Raw genomic sequence first — 26829 nt, forward strand, 5'->3', positions numbered from 1 at the left:
GGAGTGGCGCGGACCAGGATGAACCGGGGTCCACGGGGCGGAACTCCCGGGCACCGATTCCGGCGCTCGCGTAGATTGCGGATTCCGATCGAGGGCGAACCACGGGGGATACGCGTGTCAGGGGCAAGGCAGGGCGTCACGGAGGCCCGCAGGATCGTCGTCAAGGTCGGTTCCTCCTCCCTCACCACCGCCGCCGGCGGCCTCGACGCGGACCGCGTCGACGCGCTCGTCGATGTGCTCGCCAAGGTGCGTGACGGCGGTGAGCGGGAGGTCGTGCTGGTCTCCAGCGGCGCCATCGCGGCCGGACTCGCCCCGCTCGGCCTGCACCGCAGGCCCAAGGACCTGGCCAGGCAGCAGGCCGCCGCCAGCGTCGGCCAGGGGCTGCTCGTCGCCCGCTACACCGCCTCCTTCGCCCGTTACGGCGTACGCGTCGGCCAGGTCCTGCTCACCAGCAACGACACCAGCCGCCGCGCCCACTACCGCAACGCCTATCGCACCCTGGACCAGCTCCTGGACATGGGCGCGCTGCCGATCGTCAACGAGAACGACACCGTCGCCACCGACGAGATCCGGTTCGGCGACAACGACCGGCTCGCGGCGCTCGTCGCCCACCTCGTCCGCGCCGATCTGCTGATCCTCCTCTCGGACGTGGACGGCCTCTACGACGGCGACCCGAGCATCCCCGGCACCACCCGCATCGCGGAGATCACCGGCCCCGCCGATCTGGCCGGGGTCAGCATCGGCAGCGCGGGCCGGGCGGGCGTCGGGACCGGCGGCATGGTCACCAAGGTCGAGGCGGCCAGGATCGCCGCCGCCGCGGGCATCCCGGTCGTGCTGACCTCGGCCAGCCACGCCGCGGACGCGCTGGCCGGCCGCGACACCGGTACCTACTTCCACCGCACCGGACGCCGCAGCGCGGACCGGCTGCTGTGGCTGGCCCACGCCTCCACCCCGCAGGGCGCGCTGACCCTGGACGACGGCGCCGTGCAGGCGGTCGTCGAGCGCCACAGCTCGCTGCTGCCCGCCGGGATCGCCTCGGTCGAGGGCGAGTTCGCCGCGGGCGACCCGGTGGAGCTGCGCGATCTGCGCGGCCGGCCGGTGGCCCGGGGGCTCGTCAACTTCGACGCGAAGGAGATCCCGCAGCTCCTCGGCCGCTCCACCCGCGATCTGGCACGCGAACTGGGGCCCGCCTACGAGCGCGAGGTCGTACACAGGGACGATCTTGTAGTCCTGCACGGCTGACAGGCACCTGAAACGGCTGAAAGTCCAGCCTTCGGGCAGAGACCTTCACGAAAACCGCCCCACGCCGGGCCGAGGACTGGTCCACTTTGTAGCAGGGACACTGCGGGGTACACCGCTCAGCAACACATTCACAGGAGGCCGCCGGTGAGACGAGCGCGCCCGGGGGCGCCGCCCCGAGGAACGGGTGGCCGCGCCCTGACCAGCGTCGGAGCAGGTGCCGACTTCGAGGGGAGAAGGTCTGCGGAGCGGAGGGAGGAGCGGCCGGCAGGGGCCGAACAGACGGCGGTGGGCCAGGAGCTCATCCAGTCGAAGCTGTGGCACATCACGCTCTGCGTCTCAGGTACTGAGATTCCGCTGAAGGAGGTCAGACGCGGCCTCGAACAGCTCGCGCACGACCACCCCTTCCTGCTGACGAGCAGATACGCCAACGACCACGCGGAGATCCGGTACTGGGAAGAGGCGCGCGATCTGCACGACGCGGCGGCGGTCGCCCTGAGACTGTGGGGTGAGCACCGTTCCAGCGCCGGACTGCCTCCGTGGGAGATCGTCGGCCTGGAGGTCATCGACCGCGAGACGTACCACCAGCGCATCGCCGAGGGATACGGGCCGCCCCCGGCGGCCCCGGTCGGTGTGCACCCCTACTGACCCGGCGGCCGCGGCGGGCGGCGGCTGTCTCGCATCACGGGATACGTGACAGATGCCCGCAGTGTGCGCACTACTCTGCGGGCATGACCACGCTTTCGCCGTACGACAACATGTCCCCGGTCGCCCAGGCCGCCTACCGCGCACGCGCCGCGGCCGCCGACATCGCGCCGCTTCCGCGCGCGGCGAAGGACGACGCGCTGCTGGCGATCGCGGACGCGCTTGAGGTACGGACGAGCGACATCATCGCGGCCAACGCCGAGGACGTGGCACGCGCCCGTGAGGCCGGCACCAGTGAGTCGGTCGTCGACCGGCTCACCCTCACCCCCGAGCGGATCCGCGCCATCGCCGCCGACGTGCGGGACGTGGCGGCGCTGCCCGATCCGGTCGGTGAGGTGGTGCGCGGCTCGACGCTGCCCAACGGCATCGACCTGCGCCAGGTCCGGGTGCCGCTCGGCGTCGTCGGGATCATCTACGAGGCCCGGCCCAATGTGACGGTGGACGCGGCGGCGCTCTGCCTGAAGTCGGGCAACGCGGTCCTGCTGCGCGGCTCGTCCTCCGCCCAGGCGTCCAACAAGGCGCTGGTCCGGGTCCTGCGCGACGCGGTCGGCGGCTCCGGACTGCCGGCCGACGCCGTCCAGCTGGTGCCGGGCGAGAACCGCGACTCGGTACGCGAGCTGATGCGGGCGCGCGGCCTGGTCGACGTGCTCATCCCGCGCGGCGGCGCCTCCCTGATCCGCACCGTCGTCGAGGAGTCCACCGTCCCGGTGATCGAGACCGGTACCGGCAACTGCCATGTGTACGTGGACGCGCGGACCGACCTCGACATGGCCGTCGACATCCTGGTCAACTCCAAGGCGCAGCGCCCGAGCGTCTGCAACGCCGCCGAGACGCTCCTGGTCCACAAGGACATCGCGGAGGCCTTCCTGCCGAGGGCCCTGGACGCCCTGGCCGAGGCCGGTGTGACCGTGCACGGCGACGAGCGGGTCATGGAGTACGCCGAGGGGTCCAAGGCCACCATGGTGGCGGCGACGCCGGAGGACTGGGAGACCGAGTACCTCTCGTACGACATCGCGGCCGCCGTCGTGGAGTCGCTGGACGCGGCCGTGGCGCACATCCGGCTCTGGTCGTCCGGCCACACCGAGGCGATCGTGACCACCTCGCAGGCCGCGGCCCGCCGTTTCACCCAGTTGGTCGATTCGACGACGGTGACCGTGAACGCCTCGACGCGTTTCACCGACGGCGGCCAGTTCGGCTTCGGCGCCGAGATCGGAATCTCCACCCAGAAGCTGCACGCCAGGGGCCCGATGGGGCTGCCGGAGCTGACCTCCACGAAGTACATCGTGACCGGCGACGGCCACGTGAGGTGAGCTCGGTAAGGGCCGGATGTGCGGTCTCCCTGCACAGAACGACCCACCGGGGCTAGGCTGAAACCGTGCCGGACGACGTGGGGGGCAGGCCGTTCCCGAACGGCTGGGAGCCCGACGACGACCGCGGGGGCGCGGACGAGAACTTCGCCTCCGTGGTGTTCGACGAGGACTTCGTACAGGCCGCCGCGTTCCATGAACCGACCGCTGTCGAGCGGCTCTCCGCCGCCGCGGAGGCGCGCGCCGACGCGGAGGCCTTCCGGGCCCGCTCCGGCGGCGGACCGCTGGACGACGAGCTGTACGACGACGGCTACGGGCCGGGCGCCGGTTACGGCCGGGGCGGCGCCTACGACGACCGTCCCGGCGTGGACGGCGACGACTACTACGACAGCGGCCCCTACGGGCGCCACGGCGGTGCTCTGCGTCCCTACCGGGGAGCGGCCCGCTGGCACCGGCCGGTGGCCTGGCTGCTCGCGCTGGTGATGGGCATCGGCATGGTGGCGCTGGCCTTCAGCGCCGTCTACCGCAGCACCTCGGGCGACCGGCAGGACCAGGTCCCGCCACCGGCCACCACCGGGGTGGACAGCGCCCCGGCGCCCTCAGCGGTCCCCTCGGTGGTTCCGTCCATGATCCCGTCGGCCCCGGGCGGCTACCTCCGCCCGGTGGTCTCCCTGGCCCCGCGCACGCCCTGACGCACCGCTGTCGCACCCCCTGACGCACCGCTGTCGCACCCCCTGACGCGCCTTTGCGCAGCCCGGCCCGTCCCGCCTGCCCGGGTGTCCCCGCGGCGGTTCTCCGCCCGCCTCCGCGTTTACGTTCGCCGGAATCGACCTACTCTCAAGGTATGACCCCTCACCTGCTCGAAAAGGGGGCTCCTCACCTGCCCGCGCATGCTCCCGCATCACGGACAGGACCCGCCCAGGCCGTCCGGCCGGGGCGGGGGCGCACCGCACCGGCCTCCGGTCGGTGACGTGGGAGTCGGGAGACGGCATGGCAGACCACGGAGATCCCCCCGAAGGCCCGGCGGAGAACAGCGCGAGCGGCGGCGAGGACGAGTACCGGTCGCTCGTCTTCGACGAGTCCTTCGTCCGGGCCGCCCGGCTCCAGGAGTTCTCCGCGCAGGAGCGGATGGGGGAGCACGCCCGTGCCGTGCGGAGCCTGCCCGGCCGGGCCGTGCGCACCGGCTCCCGGGCGGCGCTCGCCCTGGTCATCCTGATAGCCCTGGCCTTCGGCACCGCCGTCTTCATGGGCTTCCGCCACCCCTACCAGGCTCCCCTCGGCAGACGGGCGGAGCCGCTGCGGATGATCTTCGTCCCGTTGGCACCGCGCGGCGCCGTGCCCCCGGGCACACCGGCCGCCCTGTTCGAGAGCAGCCCCGCAGCCGACCACCCGAAGGGCGCCCAGGGCATCAGTCCGCCGGTGGCACGGCGGACGGACAACTTCTCGGAGAGCCAGGTGGTCGCCGCCCTGGCCACCGTCAAGAACTACCTGGTCGCCTCCTCGCTCGACCCGGACGTCCTCGGCGGGAACACGGTCCGGCCGGTGGAATCACTGCTCGACCCGGACCAGATGGCCCAGTTCGAGCGGAGCATGACCGAGCCGTACGACGACGGGCAGCACGCCGCGACGGGCTGGCTCGTGCGGTTCGACCCCGCCGAGGTCACCCCCGACCCCGAGGTCCGCGTCCGGGGCACGCTGCGGTACGCCGAGGTGGGGACGGACGCACTGGAGGTGGCGTCCGACCACACCTTCACCTACGCGCTCCGCCCGACCGTGTCGGGGCCCCAGCAGACCGCCGGCGCGTCGCTGTTCACCGTGCGGCGGGAGCTGCGCTTCCGGCTCGACCGGGAGGACCTGCGGCTGGGCCGGCTGGAGGTGCGGACCAGCTACGTCCAGGCCGGACCGCAGTCCTGCGCGGCCGACACCAGCGGTGCGCTGCGGCCGCTGCTGGCCGGCCGGCGAGCGGTCTCCCGGGGCCCGGCGGGCACCGACCCGTACGACACGGGCCGGCCCGCCGCGGGGCTGTGCGGGACGCTGGAGGTCAGCTCCCCGCAGAGCCGGGCTCCTGGGGCCCCTGCTCAGGGTCCTCGGGGCTCGTCGACTCCTGCGAGCCGTCCGTAGCCCCGCCCTTGCCGGTGCCGCCCCCACCGCCTCCCTGGCCGGTGAACTTGTCACGCAGCTTGCCGCCCAGATCGCCGGCGCCGCCCGCTATGTCGCCGACCAGCTTCATCAGCGGATCCTTGCTGCCGCGCACCGAATCGGCGTAGTGCGAGGCGGACTCCTTGAAGGCGTCCGTGACCGAGGTGTCCTTGTCCTCGTCCCGGCGCGGGTAGTGCCCGTCCATGATCCGCTGGTGGTCGCGGGTCTCCGACCACTTCTTCAGCTCGGCCGCCCGGACCGTGGTGAACGGGTGCGACCGGGGCAGCACATTGAGGATCTTGAGCACGGAATCGCGCAGGTCGCCGCCCTTCTCGTACTCGTCGGCCTGGGCGAGGAACGCGTCCACGTTCATCTCGTGGAGGTGGTTGCCTCCGGCGATCTTCATGAGCCCGCGCATCGAGGCCCGCAGATCCTGGCCGACCAGCAGCCCGGCCCGGTCGGCGGACAGCTCCGACTTGCGGAACCACTCGCGCAGCGCCGTCACGATCGCCATGATCGCGACGTTGCCGAGCGGGATCCAGGCGACCTTCAGGGCGAGGTTGGTGAGGAAGAGCAGGATCGTGCGGTACACGGCGTGACCGGAGAGGGCGTGCCCCACCTCGTGGCCGACGACCGCCCGCATCTCCTCCTCGTCGAGGAGCTCCACCAGACCCGTCGTCACCACGATGATCGGCTCGTCGAGGCCGATGCACATGGCGTTGGGCTGGGGGTCCTGGTTCACGTACATCGGCGGGACCTTCTCCAGGTCCAGGATGTAACACGCGTCCCGAAGCATGCTGTTGAGATGGGTGAACTGGGCGTCGCTCACCCGGACGGAGTCCGACAGGAAGAGCAGTCGGAGACTGCGCTCGGGCAGCAGCCCGCTCAGAGCCTTGAAGACGGTGTCGAAACCGGTCAGCTTGCGCAGGGCGACCAGGGCCGAACGGTCCGCCGGGTGCTCGTACGCCCGGGACGAGATTCCCGGGAAACGCCTGCGCTGCCTGCTCGGCACGTTCTCGTGACTCTCGTGACTGCTTTCGGTCATGAATAGGCCCCCTGTTCGTACGAGACGTTGCTCGCCCCCTGACAAATCCCAGCCTAGGTGCTGGCGCTACGGTGTGCGGGGGGCTGTGGATAACTGAGGAGACGCCCGACATGCCGCATACCGTTGCTCTGCTCGCCGCCGCATCCGAAGAGCAGGGACCGGGCAACACACTCCGCATCGTGCTGCTCGTCTCGCTGGTCGGAGCAGCGCTGCTGGCCTGGTTCCTGCTGCGCGGATACCGCAACGACGACAACAAAGACAACAACGACTGAGTCGGCGTGAGCGTGCCCAGGCCTGCCGCATACGATGTCCGCGACGTCTTCCCTCCGACTCCCGATCGATAGGTCCTGCAGAAGATGAGCCTCACGAGCACCGCACATCAGCTGGTCACCGTCGCCGCCGAGGGCGCCGAGCACGGCGGCAATCACGAAAGCCTCAGCCCGTACCTCACCGGTGGCGGCGCGTTTGTCGCGCTTCTCCTCCTTCTGTGGATCACCACGCGCTTCAACCGCGACCGCTGAGGCCGAGGCGTACAGCTGTGCCAGTAGGCTCTGCACGCATGGGAGAGCAGGAAGTGCCTACCGGCCCCGGAAAGCGCCGAATCGGCGTGATGGGCGGGACGTTTGACCCGATTCATCATGGACACCTGGTGGCGGCCAGTGAAGTGGCCGCCCAGTTCCACCTCGACGAGGTGGTCTTCGTCCCGACCGGGCAGCCGTGGCAGAAGAGCCACAAGCAGGTGTCCGCGGCCGAGGACCGGTATCTGATGACGGTCATCGCGACGGCATCGAACCCGCAGTTCTCGGTCAGCCGCAGCGATATCGACCGCAAGGGCCCCACATACACGATCGACACCCTGCGGGACCTGCGGGCGGTCCACGGGGACGCGGACCTTTTCTTCATCACCGGCGCCGACGCGCTGTCCCAGATCCTCACCTGGCGGGACGCCGACGAGCTGTTCTCGTTGTCCCACTTCATCGGCGTGACACGGCCGGGGCATGTGCTCACGGACGACGGTCTGCCGGAGGGCGGCGTCTCCCTCGTGGAGGTTCCCGCGCTGGCCATCTCCTCCACAGACTGCCGTGGGAGGGTCGCCGCGGGCGATCCGGTCTGGTACCTGGTGCCGGACGGCGTGGTCCGCTACATCGACAAGCGGCAGCTTTACCGCGGCGAGTGAGCCACGGAGAGGGGCACCGGTGAACGACCGACAGAACCCGTACGACCCGTACTACCAGCAGCCGCAGATCGTCGGCTACGACGAGTACGGGCAGCCGGTGTATCAGCAGCCCGTACAGCAGCAGCCCGACCAGCAGCAGTACGACCCGTACGGCCAGCAGCAACAGCAGGCTCAACAGCCCCCGCAGGCGCCCCGGACGGATCAGGGCTACGGCTACGACCCGTATGCCCAGCAGCAACAGCAACAGCAGGCTCAGCAGCCGGGCCCGCCGCAGCAGCAGTACGACCCGTACGCCGCCCAGCAGTCCCACCCCCAGCAGGGGTACGGGTACGACGGCTACGGCTATGACACCGGGCAGCAGCCGGCCGCGGTCGACACCACCCAGTGGAGCGTCCCGCAGCAGAGCGCGCCGCCCGCCCCCGCCGCCACTCCTGTCCCACCGCCCCGGGAACCCGACCCGGCACCGGACCCGGAGCCGGAGGCGGCCGTTCCGGGGCAGCGCCGCGGCGACCGCGACTACCGCACCGAGCAGTTCTCCTTCATCGAGGAGCCCGACGAGGACTCCGAAGACGTCATCGACTGGCTCAAGTTCACCGAGAGCCGCAGCGAGCGCCGGGAGGAAGCGCGGCGGCGCGGCCACAACCGGATGGTCGCGCTGATAGTCGTGGTGGCCCTCGTCGTGATCGGCGGCGTCGGCTACCTGTGGGCTGAGGACAAGCTGCCCGGTTTCTCCGGATCGGAGAAGGAGGACACGGCGACGACCGGCCCGCAGCGGCGCGACGTCATCGTGGTCCATCTCCACAACACCAAGGGCGGCGGCACGTCCACGGCGCTGCTCGTCGACAACGTCACCACCAAACAGGGAGCCACGGTCCTGCTCCCCAACTCCCTCGCCCTCTCCGACGAGGACGGCAACACGAGCACGCTCGGCAAGTCGGTCGAGGACGACGGCACCACCGGCACCCGTGAGTCCATCGACACGCTGCTCGGCACCGAGATCAGCGGCACCTGGCGGCTCGACACCCCGTATCTGGAGAACCTCGTCGACCTGGTCGGGAACATCGACGTCGACACCGACACCGATGTACCCGACGCCAAGAAGGGGGCCTCGCCCCTGGTGAAGAAGGGCAAGGCGCAGACGCTCAGCGGCCCGATGGCCGTCGCGTACGCCACCTACCGGGGCCCCGACGAGGCAGAGGCCAAGCAGCTGATGCGGTTCGGGCAGGTCATGCGCGGAGTGCTGCGGAAGATCTCGGACGATCCGAAGGCCGCCACCGTCACCGTGCAGACACTGGCCCAGATCCTCGACCCCTCACTTCCCGAGAAGGACCTCGGCGCCTCCCTGGCCAAGCTCGCGGAGCACGCCAAGGTCGGCGACTACAAGACGGCGCTGCTGCCGGTCCAGGAGGACGGCGGCCTCACCGACTCGGCCACGGACAGCGTGGTCAAGGACATCCTGGGCGGCACGGTCAAGGCGCCGTCGGCGGACGCGGCGGTCCGGGTCGCGATCAAGAACGCGACCGGCAGCGACCGCGGCACGGAGTCCGCCCGGATCAAGCTGGTCAACGGTGGCTACGTCTTCGTCAACGGCGGAAAGTCCGGCGCCGAGGCCTCCTCCGAGGTCGTCTACAAGGACGCCGCGGCCAAGGAGAAGGCGGCCCAGGTCGCCAAGACCCTCGATCTGCCGGCGAGCGCGGTGAAGCAGGGCAAGCCGACCGGGAACGCGGACGTGTCCGTGGTCCTCGGACAGGACTACAAGGTCGACTAGCCGACCTGGTCCCAGCCCGGCCGGGCGCCTTCGGCACCGGTCCCGGAACCGCCACGCGGTGGTTCCGGGACCGCCGCCACGGCGCCCGGATGATCTCCGGAAAAATGGCTGCGTGGGCTGTCGGCGGTCCGTGAGACCCTAGAGGTTGATCTGCCCGCCGACGAAAGCCTGCTTGTGACCGCCACGGACCGCTCCATCGAGCTCATCAACGCCGCCGCTCAGGCGGCCGCCGACCGGCTCGCGCACGACATCATTGCGTACGACGTCAGCGATGTGCTGTCGATCACGGACGCCTTCCTGCTGGCCTCGGCCCCCAACGACCGCCAGGTCAAGTCGATCGTCGACGAGATCGAGGAGCAGCTCCAGAAGAAGCTGGGCGCCAAGCCGGTCCGCCGCGAGGGTGACCGCGACGCCCGCTGGATCCTCCTCGACTACGTCGACATCGTCATCCACGTCCAGCACAGCGAGGAGCGCGTCTTCTACGCGCTGGAGCGCCTCTGGAAGGACTGCCCCGAGATCGCTCTGCCCGAGGACGCCGTGAAGACCCGCGGCAAGGCCGAGGAGCACGCACAGCTCACCGGCGGCACGGAAGGTGACCAGAGCTGAACGGCAGCGGAAGCGGCAGGGGCCGCAGGATCGTCCTCTGGCGGCACGGCCAGACGGCGTGGAACCTGGAGCGCAAGTTCCAGGGCTCCACGGACATCGAGCTGACCGAGACGGGCGTCGGGCAGGCCCGTCGGGCCGCCCGGCTGCTCGCCTCGCTGAAGCCGGACGCGATCGTCGCCTCCGATCTGCGCAGGGCGGCGGCCACGGCTGCCGAGCTCGCCGCGATCACCGGCCTCGGTATCGCGCACGACCCCGGTCTGCGTGAGACCTACGCGGGCGCGTGGCAGGGCCTCACCCACGAGGAGATCGTGGGGCGGTTCGGCGAGCAGTACGCGGCCTGGAAGCGCGGTGAGCCGGTGCGGCGCGGCGGCGGTGAGCTGGAGACCGAGGTCGCCGACCGGGCCGCTCCCGTGGTGCTCGCGCACGCCGACAAACTGCCGGACGACGGCACGCTCGTCGTCGTCAGCCACGGTGGCACCATCCGGACCACCATCGGCCGGCTGCTGGGCCTGGAGTCGCACCACTGGGAAGGGCTCGGCGGGCTGACCAACTGCTGTTGGTCGGTGCTGGGCGAGGGCGCGCGCGGCTGGCGTCTGCTGGAGCACAACGCGGGCACGCTGCCCGAGCCGGTGCTCGGCGACGACGACTGACCGGGCGCCCACGCGGCGCCCGGACGCCTCCTTCGGGCGGCATCGGCCGGATTTCACTTTCCGGCTGGTCACAGGCTAAAGTTCTTCTTGTTCGCAGCGCGGAAACGCAGGGAAACACAGCGGACAGCGGGGCTATAGCTCAGTTGGTAGAGCGCCTGCATGGCATGCAGGAGGTCAGGAGTTCAATTCTCCTTAGCTCCACAATCAAGATCCCGTCCCCGTCAGGGGGCGGGATCTTCTTGTTGGCGGCCACGCAACATCGTCATCTGCCGTTCGCTCTCCCGGTCGGCCGGGGTGTAGGCGACGATCCGGCACTCCGGCAGCCCGTTGACGGAGAGCGACACCGACGTCATCCGTATCTCGGCGGACGCCGCGTGGTGCCGGAAGGTCTTCACCCGGGGGCCGGGCGGGGCGACGTCCCCGCTGCGCCACAGCTCCGCGAAGTACGGGCTCGCCGCCGAGAGGTCCGCGACGAACGTCTCCCAGGCGGGCTCGCCCGTATGGCGTCCGTAGCCGCTCCGCAGGGTCGCCACCATGAGCGGCAGTTCCTGGGTGCGGTGGACGATCGGGCAGTCCTTCGCGGGCACGGTGAACAGCGCCCACAGCACGTTGCGGATCCCGGTGTCCATCATTTCGGGTACGCCGAAGAGATCCCGGTAGGCGGGGTTGGTGGCCAGCACGTCGTACCGCGTGTTGTAGACGACCGCCGGGTGCGGGTCGAGCGCGTCGATGATGCCCTGGACCTCCTGGCCGACCTCTATCGTGTCGCCCTGCCTGCCCGGTATGCACGCGACCTCCGCCAGGTGGTAGAGGTGCTCGCGCTCCGGCGCGTCGAGCCGGAGGGTGCGCGCCACCGCGTCCAGGACCTGCGCGGAGGCGTTGATCGGGCGGCCCTGCTCCAGCCAGGTGTACCAGGTGACGCCGACGCCGGAGAGCTGGGCGACCTCCTCGCGGCGCAGGCCCGGGGTGCGGCGCCGGAAACCCGGGGCCATGCCCACGTCGGCCGGGGTCACCCTGGCCCGGCGGCTGCGCAGGAATTCGGCGAGCTCGGGCCGCCGGCCGTGTCGTTCCTGTACTGCCCAATGTTGTGCCGTCACCGTCGTCACACCCCCGTCGTCGGTGTTCCTGCCCATCGTCGGTGTTCCCGCCGGGTGTTGCCAGGTGCTGCCAGTACCAGCATCAGCGGGCTCTCGTTACCCGTATGCGACTGGGACCAGCCTTGAGGGCATGACCACGACCGCGACCACGGACACGACCTCCGAGACAACTCCACGTTCCCTGCCCAGTAAAGACCCCGCCACTGACAGCCGCCCAGGGCGACTGCTCGCCCTGGTGCTGGCGGCCCAGTTCATGGCGCTGCTCGACATCTTCATCGTCAACGTCGCCGCCCCGACGATCCGCACCGAACTCGGCGCTTCAGGGGCCGGGTTGCAGCTCGTGGTGGCCGGGTACACCATCTCCTACGCCGTCCTGCTCATCACCGGTGCCCGGCTCGGCAGCCTCTTCGGGCACGGCCGCGCCCACCTGGCGGGGCTCGCCGTGTTCACCGCCGCCTCGCTCGCCTGCGGACTCGCCGCCGGGACGGGCCAGTTGATCACCTTCAGGGTGATCCAGGGGGTCGGCGCGGCGGTGATGATCCCGCAGGTGCTCAGCCTGATCCAGCAGCACTTCGGCGGCGAGGCCCGGGTGCGCGCGCTGGGCGCCTACGCGGCGGTGCTGGCCACCGGAGCCGCCGCCGGACAGGTGGTGGGCGGACTGCTGGTCAGCGCCGATCTGTTCGGCCTGGGCTGGCGGCCGGTCTTCCTGGTCAATGTGCCGATCGGGCTGGCTCTGCTGGTGCTCGGCGTCCGGGTGCTGCCGGTCGAGCCGCGTGCCGGGCGGGCCCGGCGTGCGGCTCGGGCCCGTGGACTCGACCTGGCGGGGCTGCTGATGCTCGCCTCCGCCGTCGTGCTGTTGACCGTCCCGCTGGTGCTCGGGCAGGAGCTCGGCTGGCCCGCCTGGACCTGGAGCTGCCTGCTCGCCTCCACGGTGTTCTTCGCCGGGTTCGCGGCGTACGAGACGCGGCTGGCCGCACGCGGCGGCGCCCCGCTCATCGCACCCAAGGTGCTCCGTATCCCCGGCATCGCGCGGGCGGCGCTGCGCGTCCTGTTGGTGATGGGCGTCAACGCGGGCTTCCTCTTTGTGATGACGCTGCACGTCCAGGGGGGTCTGGGGTATTCGGCGCTGCGCAGCGGACTGATGTTCGTGCCGACGGCGGTGACCTTCGGTGCGGTCGGACTGACCTGGAGGCGCTGGCCGGCCCGGCTCCAGGGGGTCCTGGCCCCGGCCGGATTCGTGCTCGTGGCCGTCGCTTCGGTGCTGCTCGGCGTCTTGCTACGCGACGGCGGCGACGGTGGTGCGGGGCTGTATGCGGCCTTCGTCGTCTTCGGCGCGGGCCTGGCGCTGGGCTTCAGTCCCACTCTTACGGGTGCCCTGGCGAACGTACGGCCGGAGGACGCCGCCGATGCGAGCGGCGTGCTCGTCACCGTCACCCAGCTCGGCCAGCTGATCGGAGTCGCGGGGTTCGGCACGCTCTACCTCAACCGCCTTCATACGCCGGGGGCGAGGGGTTCGGGAGAGGCGCTGTGGGTATGTGCTCTCGCACTGTCGGCGGCCGCCGTCGCGGGTGTGCTCGCTGGTCTCGTACGGCGTCGGCGGGCGACGGGTTCCCGGCAGGGCTGACCCCCTTGCGGGGTCATGGCAGAATCGGACCGCCGGAGGGGGCGACGGACCGAACGGGAGGGAGTGCGCGATGTCTGCGAGTCGCCACGAGGTCCCGGACCTGCCCCCTGTTCCCGAGGCCCGCGTACGCGCCGGCCGTCCCGCCGGCGGTTCGCCCCCCACGGTCCGGAGCTGACCCATGGGTGCCCACAGGCGGAAGTGCGACTGGTGCGGCAGCGGTACGCCCATCGTCAGGGACATGGATCCGGTCAACCCGGACTACCAGTACTGGTGCGAGGAGTGCGCGCGGGCACTGGTCATAAAGGGCGACCCCATCGAGACCTACCGGGAGCTGGAGGGCGAGCCGATCTACGGCCGTCTGCTGGAGGAGCACTGCACGCTCAAGCGCTTCTACTCCTTCGCCACCGCCTGACCGGGCCCCGCCGACGAGCCGGAACCGGGCGGACCGGAATCGATTTGGTGGACGGCCGGGGTGACCGGTAATGTTCTCGATGTCGCCAGGGGAGACTGGGCGGCGCGGCACGGGGCTATAGCTCAGTTGGTAGAGCGCCTGCATGGCATGCAGGAGGTCAGGAGTTCAATTCTCCTTAGCTCCACAGTGAAGATCGAGCAGCGGGCCGTCCGATTCGGAAGATTCGGATGGCCCGCTGTTCGTATGTGCTGGGTCACGCCGGGGAGTGGGCCCCGGCCCACCGCGGCCGGGCCATTGCGGTACCCTGACGCCATGCGTGCCGTACGCCTTCTGCTTAGCGAGCCGCGCTGATCACTCCCGACCGGTGAGAATGCCTGGTCGGCATCGGCGCGGCGTCCCCTCCTGTGCGAGGGGATTTTTCGTTTCCGTAGACGCGTGTCCGTAGACGTGGGCGCCGGCAGATGACGATCGATGGAGCTTTGAGGATCATGAGCGAGACGAATTCCGCAGCCGACGCTGCTGCGCCGCACCGCTACACGGCAGCGATGGCCGCCGACATCGAGGCACGCTGGCAGGACTTCTGGGACGCCGAGGGCACGTACGAGGCACCCAACCCGTCCGGCGACCTGGCGGACAATCCGGAGCTGGCCGCCAAGCCGAAGAAATTCATCATGGACATGTTCCCGTACCCCTCGGGTGCGGGCCTGCACGTGGGCCACCCGCTGGGCTACATCGCCACCGATGTCTTCGCCCGCCACCAGCGGATGACCGGCCACAACGTCCTGCACACCCTGGGCTTCGACGCCTTCGGCCTGCCCGCGGAGCAGTACGCCGTACAGACCGGCACGCACCCGCGGCTGTCCACCGAATCCAATATCGAGAACATGACGGCGCAGCTGCGCCGGCTGGGCCTGGGCCACGACAAGCGCCGCTCGTTCGCCACGATCGAGTCCGAGTACTACAAGTGGACCCAGTGGATCTTCCTGCAGATCTTCAACTCCTGGTACGACGCGGAGGCCGACCGCGCCCGGCCGATCGCCGAGCTGGTCGCCCAGTTCGAGAGCGGTGAGCGCCCCACCCCGGACGGCCGCGACTGGAGCGCGCTGAGCGCGGCCGAGCGTGCCGACGTGCTGAGCGGCCACCGCCTGGCCTACGCCTCCGACGCGCCCGTCAACTGGTCCCCTGGCCTGGGCACCGTGCTGGCCAACGAGGAGGTCACCGCCGACGGCCGCTCCGAGCGCGGCAACTTCCCCGTCTTCAAGGCCAAGCTGCGCCAGTGGAACATGCGCATCACCGCCTACGCCGACCGGCTGCTGAACGACCTGGACGGGCTGGACTGGCCCGAGGCCATCAAGCTGCAGCAGCGCAACTGGATCGGCCGCTCCGAGGGTGCGCGCGTCGACTTCCCGGTCGACGGCGCAGGCAGCATCACCGTCTTCACCACCCGCCAGGACACCCTGTTCGGTGCCACCTACATGGTGCTGGCGCCCGAGCACGAGCTGGTCGAGCGGATCATTCCGGCCGCCTGGCCCGAGGGCACCCACCCGGTCTGGACCGGCGGGCACGCCTCCCCGGCCGAGGCCGTCACCGCGTACCGCAAGCAGGCCGCCGCCAAGTCCGACGTGGAGCGGCAGGCCGAGGCCAAGGACAAGACCGGCGTCTTCACCGGCGCTTACGCGACCAACCCGGTCAGCGGGCAGCAGGTCCCCGTCTTCATCGCCGACTACGTGCTGATGGGCTACGGCACCGGCGCGATCATGGCCGTACCGGCGCACGACGCGCGCGACTTCGCCTTCGCGCGCGCCTTCGAGCTGCCGATGCGCTGCGTCGTCGAGCCCTCGGACGACCGAGGCACGGACGCCTCCACGTGGGAGGACGCCTTCGGCTCGTACGACGCGAAGCTGGTCAACTCCGCGAACGACGAGATCTCGCTCGACGGACTGGGCGTCGTCGATGCCAAGATCCGGATCACCGAGTGGCTGGAGGAGCACGGCGTCGGTGAGGGCACCGTCAACTTCCGGCTGCGCGACTGGCTGTTCAGCCGCCAGCGTTACTGGGGCGAGCCCTTCCCGATCGTGTACGACGAGGACGGCATCGCCCATCCGCTGCCCGAGTCGATGCTGCCCCTGGAGCTGCCGGAGGTCGACGACTACTCGCCGCGCACCTTCGACCCGGACGACGCAGACACCCAGCCCGAGACCCCGCTGTCCCGCAACGCCGACTGGGTCAACGTCACGCTGGACCTGGGCGACGGCGCCGGACCGAAGAAGTACCGCCGCGAGACCAACACCATGCCCAACTGGGCCGGTTCCTGCTGGTACGAGCTGCGCTACCTGGACCCGAACAACAGCGACAAGCTGGTCGACCCGGCGATCGAGCAGTACTGGATGGGCCCGCGCGAGGGGCAGCCGACCGGCGGTGTCGACCTGTACGTGGGCGGCGCGGAGCACGCCGTACTGCACCTGCTGTACGCGCGCTTCTGGTCCAAGGTGCTGCACGACCTGGGACACATCTCCTCCGCCGAGCCGTTCCACAAGCTGTACAACCAGGGCATGATCCAGGCGTTCGTCTACCGGGACAGCCGCGGCATCGCGGTCCCGGCGGCCGAGGTCGAGGAGCGCGACGGGGCGTACTACTACCAGGGCGAGAAGGTCTCCCGCGTTCTGGGCAAGATGGGCAAGTCCCTGAAGAACGCCGTGACGCCCGACGAGATCTGCGGCGAGTACGGCGCGGACACCCTGCGCCTGTACGAGATGGCCATGGGCCCGCTGGACGTCTCGCGCCCCTGGGACACGCGTGCGGTCGTCGGCCAGTACCGGCTGCTGCAGCGGCTGTGGCGCAACATCGTGGACGAGGAGAGCGGTGAGGTCACCGTCGTCGACGGCGAGCCCGGCGAGGACACGCTGCGCGCCTTGCACAAGGCGATCGACGGTGTCGGCGGGGACATGGCCGGGATGCGCTTCAACACGGCCATCGCCAAGGTCACCGAGCTGAACAACCACCTGACCAAGGCGGGCGGCCCGCTGCCGCGCTCCGTCGCGGAGCCGCTGGTGCTGCTGGTGGCGCCGCTGGCACCGCACATCGCCGAGGAGCTGTGGCGCAGGCTGGGCCACACCGACTCGGTCGTGCACCAGGACTTCCCGGTGGCCGACCCGGCGTACGTCATCGACGAGACCGTCACCTGCGTGGTGCAGATCAAGGGCAAGGTCAAGGCGCGCCTGGAGATCTCCCCGTCGATCACGGACGCGGAGCTGGAGACCCTGGCACTGGCCGACCCGGCCGTCGTCGCCGCGCTGGGCGGGGCGGGCATCCGCAAGGTGATCGTCCGGGCGCCGAAGCTGGTGAACATCGTTCCCGCGTAGCCGCCGGCCGTCCTTGTGACGGTGTGAGGGCTTTCCCCTACGGGCAGGTTGGGGGTTCCGATGGAACCCTCCGCCTGCCCGTTCCGTTTACGGTGGAGGGGCCGGTGCACACGTGTCGGCAGCCGTCACACCATCCGAGGGGCGCTCATGGAAGCCGTGATCCTGATCCTGGGGCTGCTCGTCGTCGCGTTCGTGGCCCTGGGCATCTATGTGAGCGTCAAGATCATCCGGGCGGCCAGCCGCGGGGTGGACCGCACGATCACGCAGGCACGCCGCGCCGTGGAGGACACCACGCTGCGGGCGAAGAGCTACGGACAGGTGGGCGTCGTCGGAGAGCTGGCACAACTGCGTCTCTCGCTGCGCACCTCGATGCGGGCCACCCAGGAGGCCCTCCAGACGGGCGTGACCGAGGACGCCTCGCTGTCCGAGTCGCTGGGTCTCTTCCAGCGGCTGAGTGTGCACGGCCGTGAGCTGGACGACGAGCTGAAGAGGCTGGAGCGGGAGCCCGACAAGAAGACGGTGGCCTCGTTGCTGCCCGGCCTCAAGAAGCGCACCGGTGAGATCACGCGCTCCGCGGACTCGCTGCGCTGGGCCGCGCGCGACCGGGCCCGCCAGTTCGCCGACGACGACCTGGCCACGCTGAACGAGCAGATCGACGTGGAGGCCGGTGCGCTGCGGCACTGGACGACGGAGGAGCCGGTTCCGGGAGGGCAGGAGCGGGCCGGAGCCCCTGGGAACGCCCATGGGCAGGGCAACGGGCGGCCGGGAGACGCTGGGATCGCGGAGGCCATCACGGCTGCGGACCCGAGACAGCAGACCACGTATCCGTGGCAGAAGACGGCGCGGCCCGAGACCACGAACTGAAGCAACGGACGTCCCGTGCGGCGGCACCCGGGCGCGGTGCCGGGGACACCGGGCTGACCGGCGCGCCGAACGGTACCGGGCATGGCAGGATGCGGCTCGAAGCGACCGGAACTGATCATTCGGGCAGGGTCGGACTGCCGAGCCACCACGCCGGAAGGTAACCTCCCGCTCATGTCCCGCCATGTCGCGATCGTCACCGATTCAACGGCCTACCTGCCGCCCGAGGCGATGGAACGGCATGGCATCACCGCGGTGCCGCTGACCGTCGTCCTCGGTGACCAGGCGCTCCAGGAGGGCACCGAGATCTCGGCCCGCTCCCTCGCGCTGGCACTCCAGAAGCGCCGCCCGGTGACGACGTCCCGGCCCAGCCCCGAGGTGTTCGCCGCCACCTACCGTGCGGCAGCCGAGGCCGGTGCGAGCGGCGTCGTCTCGCTGCACCTGTCCGGGGAGTTCTCCGGCACGTACGACGCCGCCGTGCTCGCGGCGAAGGACGCGCCGGTTCCGGTGCGGGTGGTGGACACCGGGATGGTGGCCATGGCCCTCGGCTTCTGTGCCCTGGCGGCGGCGGAGGCCGCGGACGGGGGCGGCACCCTGGACGATGCGGTGGCGGCCGCCGAGAAGCGTGCGGCGGGCACGTCCGCGTACTTCTACGTCGACACCCTGGACTATCTGCGCCGCGGTGGCAGGATCGGTGCCGCACAGGCACTGCTCGGCTCGGCCCTCGCCGTGAAGCCGCTGCTCCAGTTGGACGGCGGACGCATCGAACTGCTGGAGAAGGTGCGAACGGCCTCGAAGGCCATCGCCCGGCTGGAGGAGATCCTCGCCGAGCGGGCGGGCAGTGGGCGGGTGGACATCGCGGTGCATCACCTGGCGGCGCCGGAACGGGCCGAGCGGCTGGCCGAGCGGCTGGCCGAGCGCGTTCCCGGGCTGGTCGATCTCCACGTCAGCGAGGTGGGCGCGGTGATCGGCGCGCACACCGGCCCGGGGCTGCTGGGAGCTGTGATCTCGCCGCGCTGATGTCACCGCCCGGAGTGGTGGAGTTATCCACAACGGGAGAGTTTTCCACCGTAATTGGGTGGACTCTGCGGGTTCCGGCGGAAGTGCCTAACGTCGTGAGGCATGGCTTCCCGATCACATCGTGCAAACAGCGGACCCGGCGGCGGACTCCGCCGTACCGGCTCCTTCGGCAGGACTGGCTCCTTCGGCAGGACTGGCCCCTTCGGCAGGACTGGCCCCTTCGGCAGGGCCGGCGGACCTGGCAGCGGGCCCGGCCGCGCTCCCGGCTCGGACGGGCGTGCGGCCCGGAGCGGGGCGGGCTACGGGCCCGGCCGGCGGCGCACACCGGACCGCGCCGCCGCCGCTGTGGCCTCGCGCTCCCGTGCGGACGCGCTCATGGCGGGCGGGTACGAGCGGCGAGTGGCCCGGCATGCGGCGGGCGCGGACCCGGGGCCGGGTCCTGGGCCGGGTCCGGGCGCGGCGGTGGATGCGGTGGGCGTGGCGTACACGGCTTCCGCAGTGGACGTGGCTTCCGTGGCTTCCGCTGCGGAAGCGGAAGTGGGGGAAGCGGCGACCCGGGAGCCGCCGGCCGGGCCGGCGCCCAGGGCGGAACGGGAGGGGTGGTGGGCGCGGTCGGTTCCCGCGCTGCGGGACCGGCTGCCGATGTGGGTGCAGCTCAGATGCGGTCTGGAGCCAAAGGCCCTTGCCGCGCTCGCCGTTGTCCTGGTGGCGGCGGCCGTCTTCGCCGGGACGCATTTCTGGTCCGCGCGCCCCGAAGGCGTACGTGCCCCGGATTCCGTCAGCGAGGCCGGGCACACCGCTGTGCCGCGCGCCGAGGTGGACCCGGCGTCCGGCGGGGCGGGCGCGCCCGAGCCGTCCCCCGGGCCACCACCCGCCGCCGGGGGGACCGGGGGCACCGGCGGGCGGATCGTGGTGGATGTGAGCGGGAAGGTGCGGCGGCCCGGGATTCACCGGCTGCCGTCCGGCGCCCGGGTCGCCGACGCGCTTGAGGCGGCGGGTGGGGTCCGGCCCGGCGTGGATCTCGACGGCCTCAACCGGGCCCGGGTGCTCGTGGACGGGGAACAGATCCTGGTGGGCGCACCGCCCGGCACGGGTGCTGCGGGTGGTGTGGGTGGCGGCGGTGCGGGTCCGACGGCCACGGGGCCCGCCACCGGACCGGTGAGCCTCAGTGGCGCGACCACCGATCAGCTCGAAACCCTGCCCGGAGTGGGGCCCGTCCTCGCCCAGCACATCGTCGACTACCGCACCCAGCACGGCGGTTTCCGGTCCGTCGACGAACTCCACGAGGTCACGGGGATCGGTGACCGCAGGTTCGCCGACCTCCAGCCCCTGGTGCGGCCATGAGCGCCGTGGACGTCCACACGGCGTCGGGCCGGCGGCTCGGGGACGCCGATCCCAGGCAGGAGGGCCCGGCCGATCTGCGACTGGTCGCTCCGGCGCTGGCGGTCTGGGCCTCGGCCGCGCTGACGGTGGGAGCTCCGGGCCGGTGGGCGGCGGCAGGGGTGGTGCTCTGCCTCGGAGCGGCGATGGTCCTCCTGGCCGTGGCCGGATCCCGGCGCATGAGCGACAGGCGGTGGCGGCCGCACGCGACGACTGCTGCGGCGGTGCTCCTCTGTGCGGCCGCAGGGGCGGCCTCGGCCGGGTTGCACAGCGCAGACGCGCGACAGGGGCCGGTACCCGCGCTGGCCCGGCAATTCGCGAGGATCGAGGCGGAGATCACCCTCACCTCCGATGCCCGCCAGACCTTCCCCCGGGTACGCGGTGACCACAGCACCCCCGCCGCCCTGCTCCTGGACGCCGAGATCACCCGGCTGCGGACGGGGCCCGGCGGCACGGTGGCCCGGCTGCGCACGCCGGTGCTGGTCATCGTCACACCCGGCGGTGCGGCGGAGCGGTGGCAGCGGCTGCTGCCCTCCACCCGGTTACGGATCAGCGGCCGGCTGGCGCCACCGCTGCACGGCGGGGAGCGGACCGTCGCGGTTCTCCGCCCCGACGGCAAGGGCCCGCCCCGCGTCACCGGCCCGCCCACGCTCGTCCAGCGCACGGCAGGCAGCCTGCGAGCCGGGCTGCGCACCGCCACCGAGGGACTCCGCCCCGATGCGCGGGCGCTCCTGCCCGGACTGGTCGTCGGTGACACCACCCGGGTCACGCCGGAACTGCACGAGGCGTTCAGGGCGACCGACCTCACCCATCTGATGGCTGTCTCGGGTGCCAACCTGGCGATCCTGCTGGTCCTGCTCATCGGACCGCCCGGCGGCGCCCTGCGGGCCGAACGCCGTGGACTGGCACCCTTGCTGGGGATCTCGTTGCGGATGACCGCCCTGCTCGGCGGCGGACTGACGCTCGCGTTCGTCCTCGTCTGCCGGCCCGAACCCAGTGTGCTGCGGGCCGCGGCCTGCGGCCTGATCACGCTGCTCGCCATCGGCACCGGGCGGCGCAGGACCCTGATCCCCGCGCTGGCCGCCGCCGTTCTGCTGCTGGTGCTCTACGACCCCTGGCTGGCGCGCGGTTACGGATTCGTCCTGTCGGTCCTGGCCACCGGCGCGCTCCTGACCATCGCCCCGCGGTGGAGCGGCGCGCTGCAACGGCGCCGGGTGCCGCCCCGGTTGGCAGAGGCGCTGGCTGCCGCGGCGGCGGCGCAGGCGGTGTGCTCGCCCGTCGTGGTGCTGCTCGCCTCCCGGGTGAGTCTGGTCGCGATCCCGTGCAACCTGCTGGCCGAGTTCGCGGTGGCGCCCGCCACGGTGCTCGGGTTCGCCGCGCTGGGACTGGCTCCGGTGGCCATGCCGGTGGCCGAGCTGCTCGCCCGGGTGGCGGGGTGGCCGGCCGGATGGATCGCCTCGGTGGCCCGGACCGGTGCGGCGCTGCCCGGGGCGGAGATCGACTGGCCTGACGGGAGGGCGGGCGCGCTGCTGCTGGCCGTGCTGACGGGGCTGGTGGTGCTGTGCGCCCGGCGCGTCGGACGGCATCCCTGGGTGTGCTGCGCCGCGGCGCTGCTCCTGGTGCTCGCGGTGGTGCGCCCGGTGCCGCTGACCCGGGCGCTGACCGGATGGCCGCCGCCCGGCTGGGCGTTCGCGATGTGCGACGTGGGTCAGGGCGATGCCCTGGTGCTCGCGGCGGGGCCCGGCTCGGGTGTGGTCGTCGACACCGGACCGGATCCCCGGCTCGCGGACCGGTGCCTGCGTGACCTGGGGGTCACCCGCGTCCCGTTGTTGCTGCTGACCCATTTTCACGCGGACCACGTCCGGGGTCTGCCCGGTGTGCTGCGGGGCAGAGCGGTGGGCGCGATCCAGACGACGAGCCTGGACGAACCGCCGGAGCAGGCCGCGTTCGTGACGAGAACGGCAGCGGCGGCCCGGGTCTCCGTGGTGCGCGCCGTTCCCGGTGAGCGCCGCCGGATCGGCGCGCTCGACTGGCAGGTGCTGTGGCCGGTGGGCGGTGCGGCCGGGGGGCCGGCGGGTCAGGCCGGGCCGGCGGGTCAGGCGGGGCCGGGGGGTCGGGTGGCGGGGCCCCTGCCGCAGGGGCCGAACGATGCCAGTGTCGCCCTGTTCGTCCGGGCCGGTGGGCTCACGCTGCTGCTCCCCGGTGACCTCGAACCACCGGCCCAGCAGCGGCTGTTGCGCAGCTACCCGGCTCCCCCTCGGGTGGATGTGCTCAAGGTCGCCCACCACGGCTCGGCGTACCAGGACGCCGCCCTGCTCCGGGCCGTGCGTCCGAGGTTCGCCCTGGTCAGTGTGGGCCGGGACAATCCGTATGGGCATCCGGCCGCCGGTACGGTCGAGACGCTCAGGGCCGGGGGAGCGGTCGTGCTCCGCACCGACAGGGACGGTGCGATCGCGGTGACGGGCGCCGGGCCGGGGCTGCGGGCGGTGGGCCGGTCATGACCCGACCCTCGGTCCAGCCACCTTCTGCCGGGCGCCGGAGCACCGTGCTGGGCTCAGTCCAGCCACCGGCCGTCGGCCATCAGTTCACGGCCGGCCTGCTCGTTCACCTCGCGCCACGCCCTGATCGCGGTCGGAGTGAAGCGCAGGTACACCCAGGCGGGGCTGTTCCGCGGGTCCCAGTCGAACTTGGCGGCGAAGGCGTCGCCCGACTCCGGGGCAAGGTCCGCCCCTTCGACCACCTCGGCCGTCGCCTCGATGAGCACCACGTCGCGGGTGTGGCCCACCGCAATCCGGGCCTGCCCGGCCGGAGTCACGTTGACCGCGGTGGGGTTGGTGCGCCGGGTGGCCATCAGCAGCGTCCCCCGGTCCCACACGAACCACAGTGGCACCAGGGTCGGTACGCCGTCCGACGAGGCGGTGGACACCCACGCGTCCTCGTCCTGCTCCAGGCGATCGAGCGCGTCCTGCTTGCGCTGTTCCCGGCTGCGAGCCGGCTCGTACTCCGTCATGTCCCGCACGCTAACCAGCGCACCCCGCACCGCGCCTCCGCCGCCGGTCCTAGGACCACCGCCTCATGGCGGGCCACCGCGGACCCGGACAGACTGCCGGGATGGACCCGCACCTGCCGCACACCGTCGACTCCTACCTGGCACGCATCGGCGCCACCCGGCCGGCCCGCGCCGACGCGGCGGCACTGCGCGAGCTGCAACTGCGCCACCTCGTCGCCGTGCCCTTCGAGAACCTCTCGATCCATCTCGGCGAGGACATCGTGCTGGAGGAGCAGGCGCTCCTCGACAAGATCGTGGCCGGCCGCCGCGGCGGGTTCTGCTACGAACTCAACGGGGCCTTCGCCGCGCTGCTGCGGGAGCTCGGCTTCGACGTCACGCTGCTCCAGGCCCGGGTCCACGGCAAGGACGGGAAGCCCGGAATTTTGTACGACCACCTGGCGCTCCGCGTGGAGACGGACGACGGCACCGGCCCGTGGCTCGCGGACGTCGGCTTCGGTGACCACGCCGAGCGGCCGCTCGTACTCGACGACCGCACCGAACAGGAGGACCCACGCGGCACCTTCCGGATCAGGCGGGCCGCCGGGGAGGGCGGAGAGCGCTACGGGGACGTCGAGGTGCTGCGTGACGGTGCGCCGCAGTTCCTGCTGGACCTGCGGCCCCGGGTGCTGGCGGACTTCCGGGCCGGTGCCTGGTACCACCGCACCTCACCCGACTCCGGCTTCACCCGGTCCACGGTCTGCTCCCGTTTCACCGCCACCGGCCGGATCACGCTCAGCGGCCGCAAGCTCGTCACGACGGTCGGCGGCGAGCGGCACGAGACCCCGCTGGCGGGCGATGAGGAGGTGCTCGCCGCGTACCGCGAGCACTTCGGACTCGACCTCGACCGGCTGCCCCGCGCCCGCACGGACGGTCCGTCTGCCCCGAATGGGTGACACACACAAACGGAGTGACAAATTCGGACCTTCGGTAACACCTCAACCCAAGAACTGTCGAGATGCTCTGTTTGCCTCGAACACCACAAGGGTGATCGAATGCGTATTCGTCGGCGGGCCGCTGCTCCGACAACGAAGTCCAGCCATCCGGCCCCAAGGTGAAGACGCCCCCGGGGAGTACGTGAAGATGTTCGGCCGTTGGCTCGGAAACAAGGGAGCGACGGGTGCCGTGCGCGGCAGCGCCCTCGCGGGACTCGCCGTACCGGACTCGGCGGGAGTCCTCAGCTGCCGAGTGCTCGACCCGGTCAACGAGGCCGTCCGGCAGGCCGACTTCGTGGTCACGGACGCCACGGGGCGCAAGGTCGTTGCCGGTGAGACGGACCCGTACGGCAACGTCCTCGCCACCGTTCCGGCGGGGGAGTACCGGCTTGCCGTCACGGCTGAAGGCTTCACCCCGTTCCACGGCTCGGCCTCGGTTGCCGAGGGCGAGAACGCGGGTCTGGGCGATGTGACCCTTCAGGTGTCCGCGCCCCCGCAGCTGCCCGAGCCGGGTGACTGGGAGATCGAGCCGATGCACTCGCAGATCGGCTTCACGGCCCGGCACATCGGGATGGCCCGTATCCACGGCCGGTTCAACACCTTCGCGGGCGCGGTCCGGATCGCCGACCGCATGGAGAACTCGGCCATGCACGTGATCATCGACGCCGCCTCGATCGACACGAACGTTCAGATGCGCGACGACCATCTGCGCTCCGGCGACTTCCTCGACGTCGGCCACTATCCGACGCTGGAGTTCTACAGCGACCGGTTCGTCCACCGCGGGGGCACCCGCTGGGGGGTGAGCGGCGCGCTCACCCTGCACGGCGTGAGCCGTACGGTCACGCTGGACACCCACTACCTCGGCGTCGGCAACGGCCTGGAGGGCGAGACGCGGGCCGCCTGCCGGGCCACCACCGAGCTGCACCGCGAGGACTTCACCCTCACCTGGCAGACGATGCTGGCCCGTGGGATCGCCGCTGTCGGCTCCAGCATCTCCATAGACATGGACATCCAGATCGTCCCGAAGGGCTGAGCCCGCCCGAACGCTCCCTAAGGGGTCTCCAGCCACCCCTCGTACTCCGCGGCGAACCCGTCGAGGGCCGAGGCGTCCAGCCGTCGGTCCGGGTCCTCCACGACCACCAGCCACTGGGCGTCCTCCGCGTCGTCCTCGCCGGCCAGGGCGTCGCGTACGAGCTGCGGCTCCTCGGTGACCCCGAACCGGCCGGAGAGCTCGTCCGCCACCTCCTGCGCCGTATCGCGGTCGGGCAGCACCAGTACGTGTCTCACATCGCTCACCCGCCCATTCTCCGGTACGGGTGGGGGAGGTCCCGACAGCGGGCGGCCCGGACAGTGGCCGGCCGGGCTGTCAGTGGCGCGTGGGATGCTGGACGGCGATGGCCACCAGAAGGAATTCCACCGACGACCCGCTCGCCCCGCTCACGCTCGCCGTGGGCCAGGAGGACCTGCTCCTGGACCGCGCCGTGCAGCAGGTGGTGGCGGCGGCCCGTGCGTCCGACGCCGATACGGACGTCCGGGACCTCTCCTCCGACCAGCTCCAGCCGGGCACGCTCGCCGAGCTGACGAGCCCCTCGCTCTTCGCGGAGCGCAAGGTGGTGATCGTGCGCAACGCGCAGGATCTCCCCGCCGACACGGTCAAGGACGTCAAGAAGTACCTGGACGATCCGGTCGAGGAGATCACGCTCGTGCTGTTGCACGCGGGTGGCGCCAAGGGCAAGGGGCTGCTGGAGGCGGCCCGCAAGGCGGGTGCGCGGGAGGTCGCCTGCCCGAAGACCACCAAGCCGGCCGAGCGGCTCTCCTTCGTACGGGGTGAGTTCCGGGCGCTGGGGCGCTCGGCCACGCCGGAGGCGTGCCAGTCGCTGGTCGATTCGATCGGCAGCGATCTGCGGGAGCTGGCGAGTGCGGTGACGCAGCTCGTCGCGGACGTGGAGGGCACGATCGACGAGGCGGTCGTCGCGCGCTACTACACGGGGCGTGCGGAGGCATCGAGCTTCACGGTCGCCGACCGGGCGGTCGAGGGGCGGGCGGCGGAGGCGCTGGAGGCGCTGCGCTGGTCACTGTCGACGGGGGTCGCGGCCGTCCTGATCACCAGCGCGCTCGCTCAGGGTGTGCGGGCGATCGGCAAGCTGTCGTCGGCGCGCGGGGGGCGGCCCGCGGATCTCGCCCGTGAGCTGGGCATGCCGCCGTGGAAGATCGACCGGGTGCGGCAGCAGATGCGCGGGTGGACGCCTGACGGGGTCGCGGTGGCGCTGCGGGCGGTCGCGGATGCGGATGCGGGGGTCAAGGGGGGCGGGGACGATCCGGCGTACGCGCTGGAGAAGGCGGTGGTGGCTGTGGCGCGGGCGGCTCGGGCGGGGCGGTAGCGGGGGCGGCGGCGCCGCCGTTCGGTGGGCCGGCCGCGGTGTCCTCAATCGCCGGACGGGCTTGAACTTGCCGTT

General features: G+C 71.5%; 25 protein-coding genes and 2 tRNA genes. 23 read left to right on the plus strand and 4 right to left on the minus strand.

Annotated features, from left to right (window positions below; translation table 11 throughout):
• Nucleotides 1-114: 114 nt before the first annotated feature.
• From proB to RLT59_RS26645, 5 genes are all read left to right on the plus strand, one after another.
• Entirely contained in the window at nt 115-1242 is a 1128-nt protein-coding gene (proB, locus tag RLT59_RS26625) for a glutamate 5-kinase (protein ID WP_311305729.1), read from the plus strand.
• Between the two features lie 144 nt (nt 1243-1386).
• The gene (locus tag RLT59_RS26630) at nt 1387-1887 is read left to right on the plus strand and encodes a DUF8830 family protein (protein WP_311305730.1); all 501 of its coding nucleotides are present in this window, start codon (nt 1387-1389) and stop codon (nt 1885-1887) included.
• Between the two features lie 83 nt (nt 1888-1970).
• Nucleotides 1971-3254, plus strand: coding sequence for a glutamate-5-semialdehyde dehydrogenase (locus RLT59_RS26635; protein WP_311305731.1), 1284 nt, complete (start codon nt 1971-1973; stop codon nt 3252-3254).
• A gap of 65 nt (nt 3255-3319) precedes the next feature.
• Entirely contained in the window at nt 3320-3943 is a 624-nt protein-coding gene (locus RLT59_RS26640) for an SCO2584 family spore wall biosynthesis protein (protein ID WP_311305732.1), read from the plus strand.
• A gap of 298 nt (nt 3944-4241) precedes the next feature.
• Nucleotides 4242-5372: an SCO2583 family membrane protein gene (locus tag RLT59_RS26645; protein ID WP_311305733.1), complete on the plus strand. Its 1131-nt coding sequence runs from the start codon at nt 4242-4244 to the stop codon at nt 5370-5372.
• Here the strand turns inward: RLT59_RS26645 and RLT59_RS26650 are convergent.
• Nucleotides 5293-6435, minus strand: coding sequence for a M48 family metallopeptidase (locus RLT59_RS26650; RefSeq protein WP_311305734.1), 1143 nt, complete (start codon nt 6433-6435; stop codon nt 5293-5295). The genes RLT59_RS26645 and RLT59_RS26650 overlap by 80 nt on opposite strands.
• Before the next feature lie 110 nt (nt 6436-6545).
• Between RLT59_RS26650 and RLT59_RS26655 the strand changes: the two genes are divergently transcribed.
• The 7 genes from RLT59_RS26655 to RLT59_RS26685 all read left to right on the plus strand — a co-directional run bounded on the left by RLT59_RS26655 (nt 6546) and on the right by RLT59_RS26685 (nt 10837).
• Nucleotides 6546-6707, plus strand: coding sequence for a hypothetical protein (locus RLT59_RS26655; RefSeq protein WP_311305735.1), 162 nt, complete (start codon nt 6546-6548; stop codon nt 6705-6707).
• An 84-nt stretch (nt 6708-6791) separates the two neighbouring features.
• Entirely contained in the window at nt 6792-6956 is a 165-nt protein-coding gene (locus RLT59_RS26660) for a hypothetical protein (protein WP_024494263.1), read from the plus strand.
• A gap of 38 nt (nt 6957-6994) precedes the next feature.
• Nucleotides 6995-7612 carry a nicotinate-nucleotide adenylyltransferase gene (gene nadD, locus RLT59_RS26665; RefSeq protein ID WP_311305736.1) on the plus strand — a complete coding sequence of 206 codons (618 nt, stop codon included), beginning with the start codon at nt 6995-6997 and terminating at the stop codon, nt 7610-7612.
• A gap of 19 nt (nt 7613-7631) precedes the next feature.
• Nucleotides 7632-9380 (plus strand): LCP family protein, encoded by a 1749-nt coding sequence (locus tag RLT59_RS26670; protein WP_311305737.1) that lies wholly within the window; start codon nt 7632-7634, stop codon nt 9378-9380.
• A 174-nt stretch (nt 9381-9554) separates the two neighbouring features.
• The gene (gene rsfS, locus RLT59_RS26675) at nt 9555-9986 is read left to right on the plus strand and encodes a ribosome silencing factor (RefSeq protein ID WP_311305738.1); all 432 of its coding nucleotides are present in this window, start codon (nt 9555-9557) and stop codon (nt 9984-9986) included.
• Nucleotides 9983-10636: a histidine phosphatase family protein gene (locus RLT59_RS26680; RefSeq protein ID WP_311307868.1), complete on the plus strand. Its 654-nt coding sequence runs from the start codon at nt 9983-9985 to the stop codon at nt 10634-10636. Before rsfS ends, RLT59_RS26680 begins: the two co-directional genes overlap by 4 nt.
• A 128-nt stretch (nt 10637-10764) precedes the next feature.
• A tRNA-Ala gene (locus tag RLT59_RS26685) sits at nt 10765-10837 on the plus strand.
• A gap of 20 nt (nt 10838-10857) precedes the next feature.
• Here the strand turns inward: RLT59_RS26685 and RLT59_RS26690 are convergent.
• Nucleotides 10858-11769: a helix-turn-helix transcriptional regulator gene (locus RLT59_RS26690; RefSeq protein ID WP_399126148.1), complete on the minus strand. Its 912-nt coding sequence runs from the start codon at nt 11767-11769 to the stop codon at nt 10858-10860.
• A gap of 94 nt (nt 11770-11863) precedes the next feature.
• On the opposite strand from RLT59_RS26690, the gene RLT59_RS26695 reads away from it, so the two are divergent.
• The 8 genes from RLT59_RS26695 to RLT59_RS26730 all read left to right on the plus strand — a co-directional run bounded on the left by RLT59_RS26695 (nt 11864) and on the right by RLT59_RS26730 (nt 22893).
• A complete protein-coding gene (locus RLT59_RS26695; protein WP_399126150.1) occupies nt 11864-13357 on the plus strand; it encodes an MFS transporter in 1494 nt (497 codons plus the stop codon).
• Nucleotides 13358-13535: 178 nt separating this feature from the next.
• Nucleotides 13536-13769 (plus strand): hypothetical protein, encoded by a 234-nt coding sequence (locus RLT59_RS26700; protein WP_024494568.1) that lies wholly within the window; start codon nt 13536-13538, stop codon nt 13767-13769.
• Nucleotides 13770-13880: 111 nt separating this feature from the next.
• A tRNA-Ala gene (locus RLT59_RS26705) sits at nt 13881-13953 on the plus strand.
• Between the two features lie 304 nt (nt 13954-14257).
• Nucleotides 14258-17131: a leucine--tRNA ligase gene (gene leuS / locus RLT59_RS26710; RefSeq protein WP_311305739.1), complete on the plus strand. Its 2874-nt coding sequence runs from the start codon at nt 14258-14260 to the stop codon at nt 17129-17131.
• A gap of 147 nt (nt 17132-17278) precedes the next feature.
• Entirely contained in the window at nt 17279-17995 is a 717-nt protein-coding gene (locus RLT59_RS26715; RefSeq protein ID WP_311305740.1) for a hypothetical protein, read from the plus strand.
• 171 nt (nt 17996-18166) lie between these two features.
• The gene (locus tag RLT59_RS26720) at nt 18167-19012 is read left to right on the plus strand and encodes a DegV family protein (RefSeq protein WP_311305741.1); all 846 of its coding nucleotides are present in this window, start codon (nt 18167-18169) and stop codon (nt 19010-19012) included.
• A 513-nt stretch (nt 19013-19525) separates the two neighbouring features.
• Nucleotides 19526-20356: a ComEA family DNA-binding protein gene (locus RLT59_RS26725; RefSeq protein ID WP_311305742.1), complete on the plus strand. Its 831-nt coding sequence runs from the start codon at nt 19526-19528 to the stop codon at nt 20354-20356.
• Entirely contained in the window at nt 20353-22893 is a 2541-nt protein-coding gene (locus RLT59_RS26730) for a ComEC/Rec2 family competence protein (RefSeq protein ID WP_311305743.1), read from the plus strand. The genes RLT59_RS26725 and RLT59_RS26730 overlap by 4 nt, the downstream gene beginning before the upstream one ends.
• Nucleotides 22894-22946: 53 nt before the next feature.
• Here the strand turns inward: RLT59_RS26730 and RLT59_RS26735 are convergent, their stop codons facing one another.
• Nucleotides 22947-23402 carry a pyridoxamine 5'-phosphate oxidase family protein gene (locus RLT59_RS26735; RefSeq protein ID WP_311305744.1) on the minus strand — a complete coding sequence of 152 codons (456 nt, stop codon included), beginning with the start codon at nt 23400-23402 and terminating at the stop codon, nt 22947-22949.
• Between the two features lie 101 nt (nt 23403-23503).
• Here RLT59_RS26735 and RLT59_RS26740 point away from each other — a divergent pair, with 101 nt between their 5' ends.
• Both RLT59_RS26740 and RLT59_RS26745 read left to right on the plus strand, forming a co-directional pair.
• Nucleotides 23504-24334 carry an arylamine N-acetyltransferase family protein gene (locus tag RLT59_RS26740; protein ID WP_311305745.1) on the plus strand — a complete coding sequence of 277 codons (831 nt, stop codon included), beginning with the start codon at nt 23504-23506 and terminating at the stop codon, nt 24332-24334.
• A 187-nt stretch (nt 24335-24521) separates the two neighbouring features.
• Nucleotides 24522-25406, plus strand: a complete 885-nt coding sequence (locus tag RLT59_RS26745) for a YceI family protein (protein ID WP_311305746.1) — start codon at nt 24522-24524, stop codon at nt 25404-25406.
• Nucleotides 25407-25423: 17 nt separating this feature from the next.
• Here the strand turns inward: RLT59_RS26745 and RLT59_RS26750 are convergent, their stop codons facing one another.
• Entirely contained in the window at nt 25424-25669 is a 246-nt protein-coding gene (locus tag RLT59_RS26750) for a hypothetical protein (protein WP_311305747.1), read from the minus strand.
• A 98-nt stretch (nt 25670-25767) separates the two neighbouring features.
• Here RLT59_RS26750 and holA point away from each other — a divergent pair, with 98 nt between their 5' ends.
• The gene (holA, locus tag RLT59_RS26755; RefSeq protein WP_311305748.1) at nt 25768-26754 is read left to right on the plus strand and encodes a DNA polymerase III subunit delta; all 987 of its coding nucleotides are present in this window, start codon (nt 25768-25770) and stop codon (nt 26752-26754) included.
• Nucleotides 26755-26829 lie beyond the last annotated feature (75 nt).

Source organism: Streptomyces sp. ITFR-6 (assembly GCF_031844725.1).
In the GTDB taxonomy this organism is placed as follows: domain Bacteria; phylum Actinomycetota; class Actinomycetes; order Streptomycetales; family Streptomycetaceae; genus Streptomyces.

Coding starts and splice junctions, on each gene's coding strand:
- nadD (WP_311305736.1), top strand. CDS start 6,995: ATGGGAGAGCAGGAAGTGCCTACCGGCCCCGGAAAGCGCCGAATCGGC.
- RLT59_RS26700 (WP_024494568.1), top strand. CDS start 13,536: ATGGGTGCCCACAGGCGGAAGTGCGACTGGTGCGGCAGCGGTACGCCC.
- RLT59_RS26740 (WP_311305745.1), top strand. CDS start 23,504: ATGGACCCGCACCTGCCGCACACCGTCGACTCCTACCTGGCACGCATC.
- leuS (WP_311305739.1), top strand. CDS start 14,258: ATGAGCGAGACGAATTCCGCAGCCGACGCTGCTGCGCCGCACCGCTAC.
- RLT59_RS26635 (WP_311305731.1), top strand. CDS start 1,971: ATGACCACGCTTTCGCCGTACGACAACATGTCCCCGGTCGCCCAGGCC.
- RLT59_RS26690 (WP_399126148.1), bottom strand. CDS start 11,769: ATGGGCAGGAACACCGACGACGGGGGTGTGACGACGGTGACGGCACAA.
- RLT59_RS26720 (WP_311305741.1), top strand. CDS start 18,167: ATGTCCCGCCATGTCGCGATCGTCACCGATTCAACGGCCTACCTGCCG.
- RLT59_RS26695 (WP_399126150.1), top strand. CDS start 11,864: ATGACCACGACCGCGACCACGGACACGACCTCCGAGACAACTCCACGT.
- holA (WP_311305748.1), top strand. CDS start 25,768: ATGGCCACCAGAAGGAATTCCACCGACGACCCGCTCGCCCCGCTCACG.
- RLT59_RS26660 (WP_024494263.1), top strand. CDS start 6,792: ATGAGCCTCACGAGCACCGCACATCAGCTGGTCACCGTCGCCGCCGAG.
- RLT59_RS26715 (WP_311305740.1), top strand. CDS start 17,279: ATGGAAGCCGTGATCCTGATCCTGGGGCTGCTCGTCGTCGCGTTCGTG.
- RLT59_RS26650 (WP_311305734.1), bottom strand. CDS start 6,435: ATGACCGAAAGCAGTCACGAGAGTCACGAGAACGTGCCGAGCAGGCAG.
- RLT59_RS26645 (WP_311305733.1), top strand. CDS start 4,242: ATGGCAGACCACGGAGATCCCCCCGAAGGCCCGGCGGAGAACAGCGCG.
- RLT59_RS26655 (WP_311305735.1), top strand. CDS start 6,546: ATGCCGCATACCGTTGCTCTGCTCGCCGCCGCATCCGAAGAGCAGGGA.
- RLT59_RS26735 (WP_311305744.1), bottom strand. CDS start 23,402: ATGACGGAGTACGAGCCGGCTCGCAGCCGGGAACAGCGCAAGCAGGAC.
- RLT59_RS26730 (WP_311305743.1), top strand. CDS start 20,353: ATGAGCGCCGTGGACGTCCACACGGCGTCGGGCCGGCGGCTCGGGGAC.
- RLT59_RS26745 (WP_311305746.1), top strand. CDS start 24,522: ATGTTCGGCCGTTGGCTCGGAAACAAGGGAGCGACGGGTGCCGTGCGC.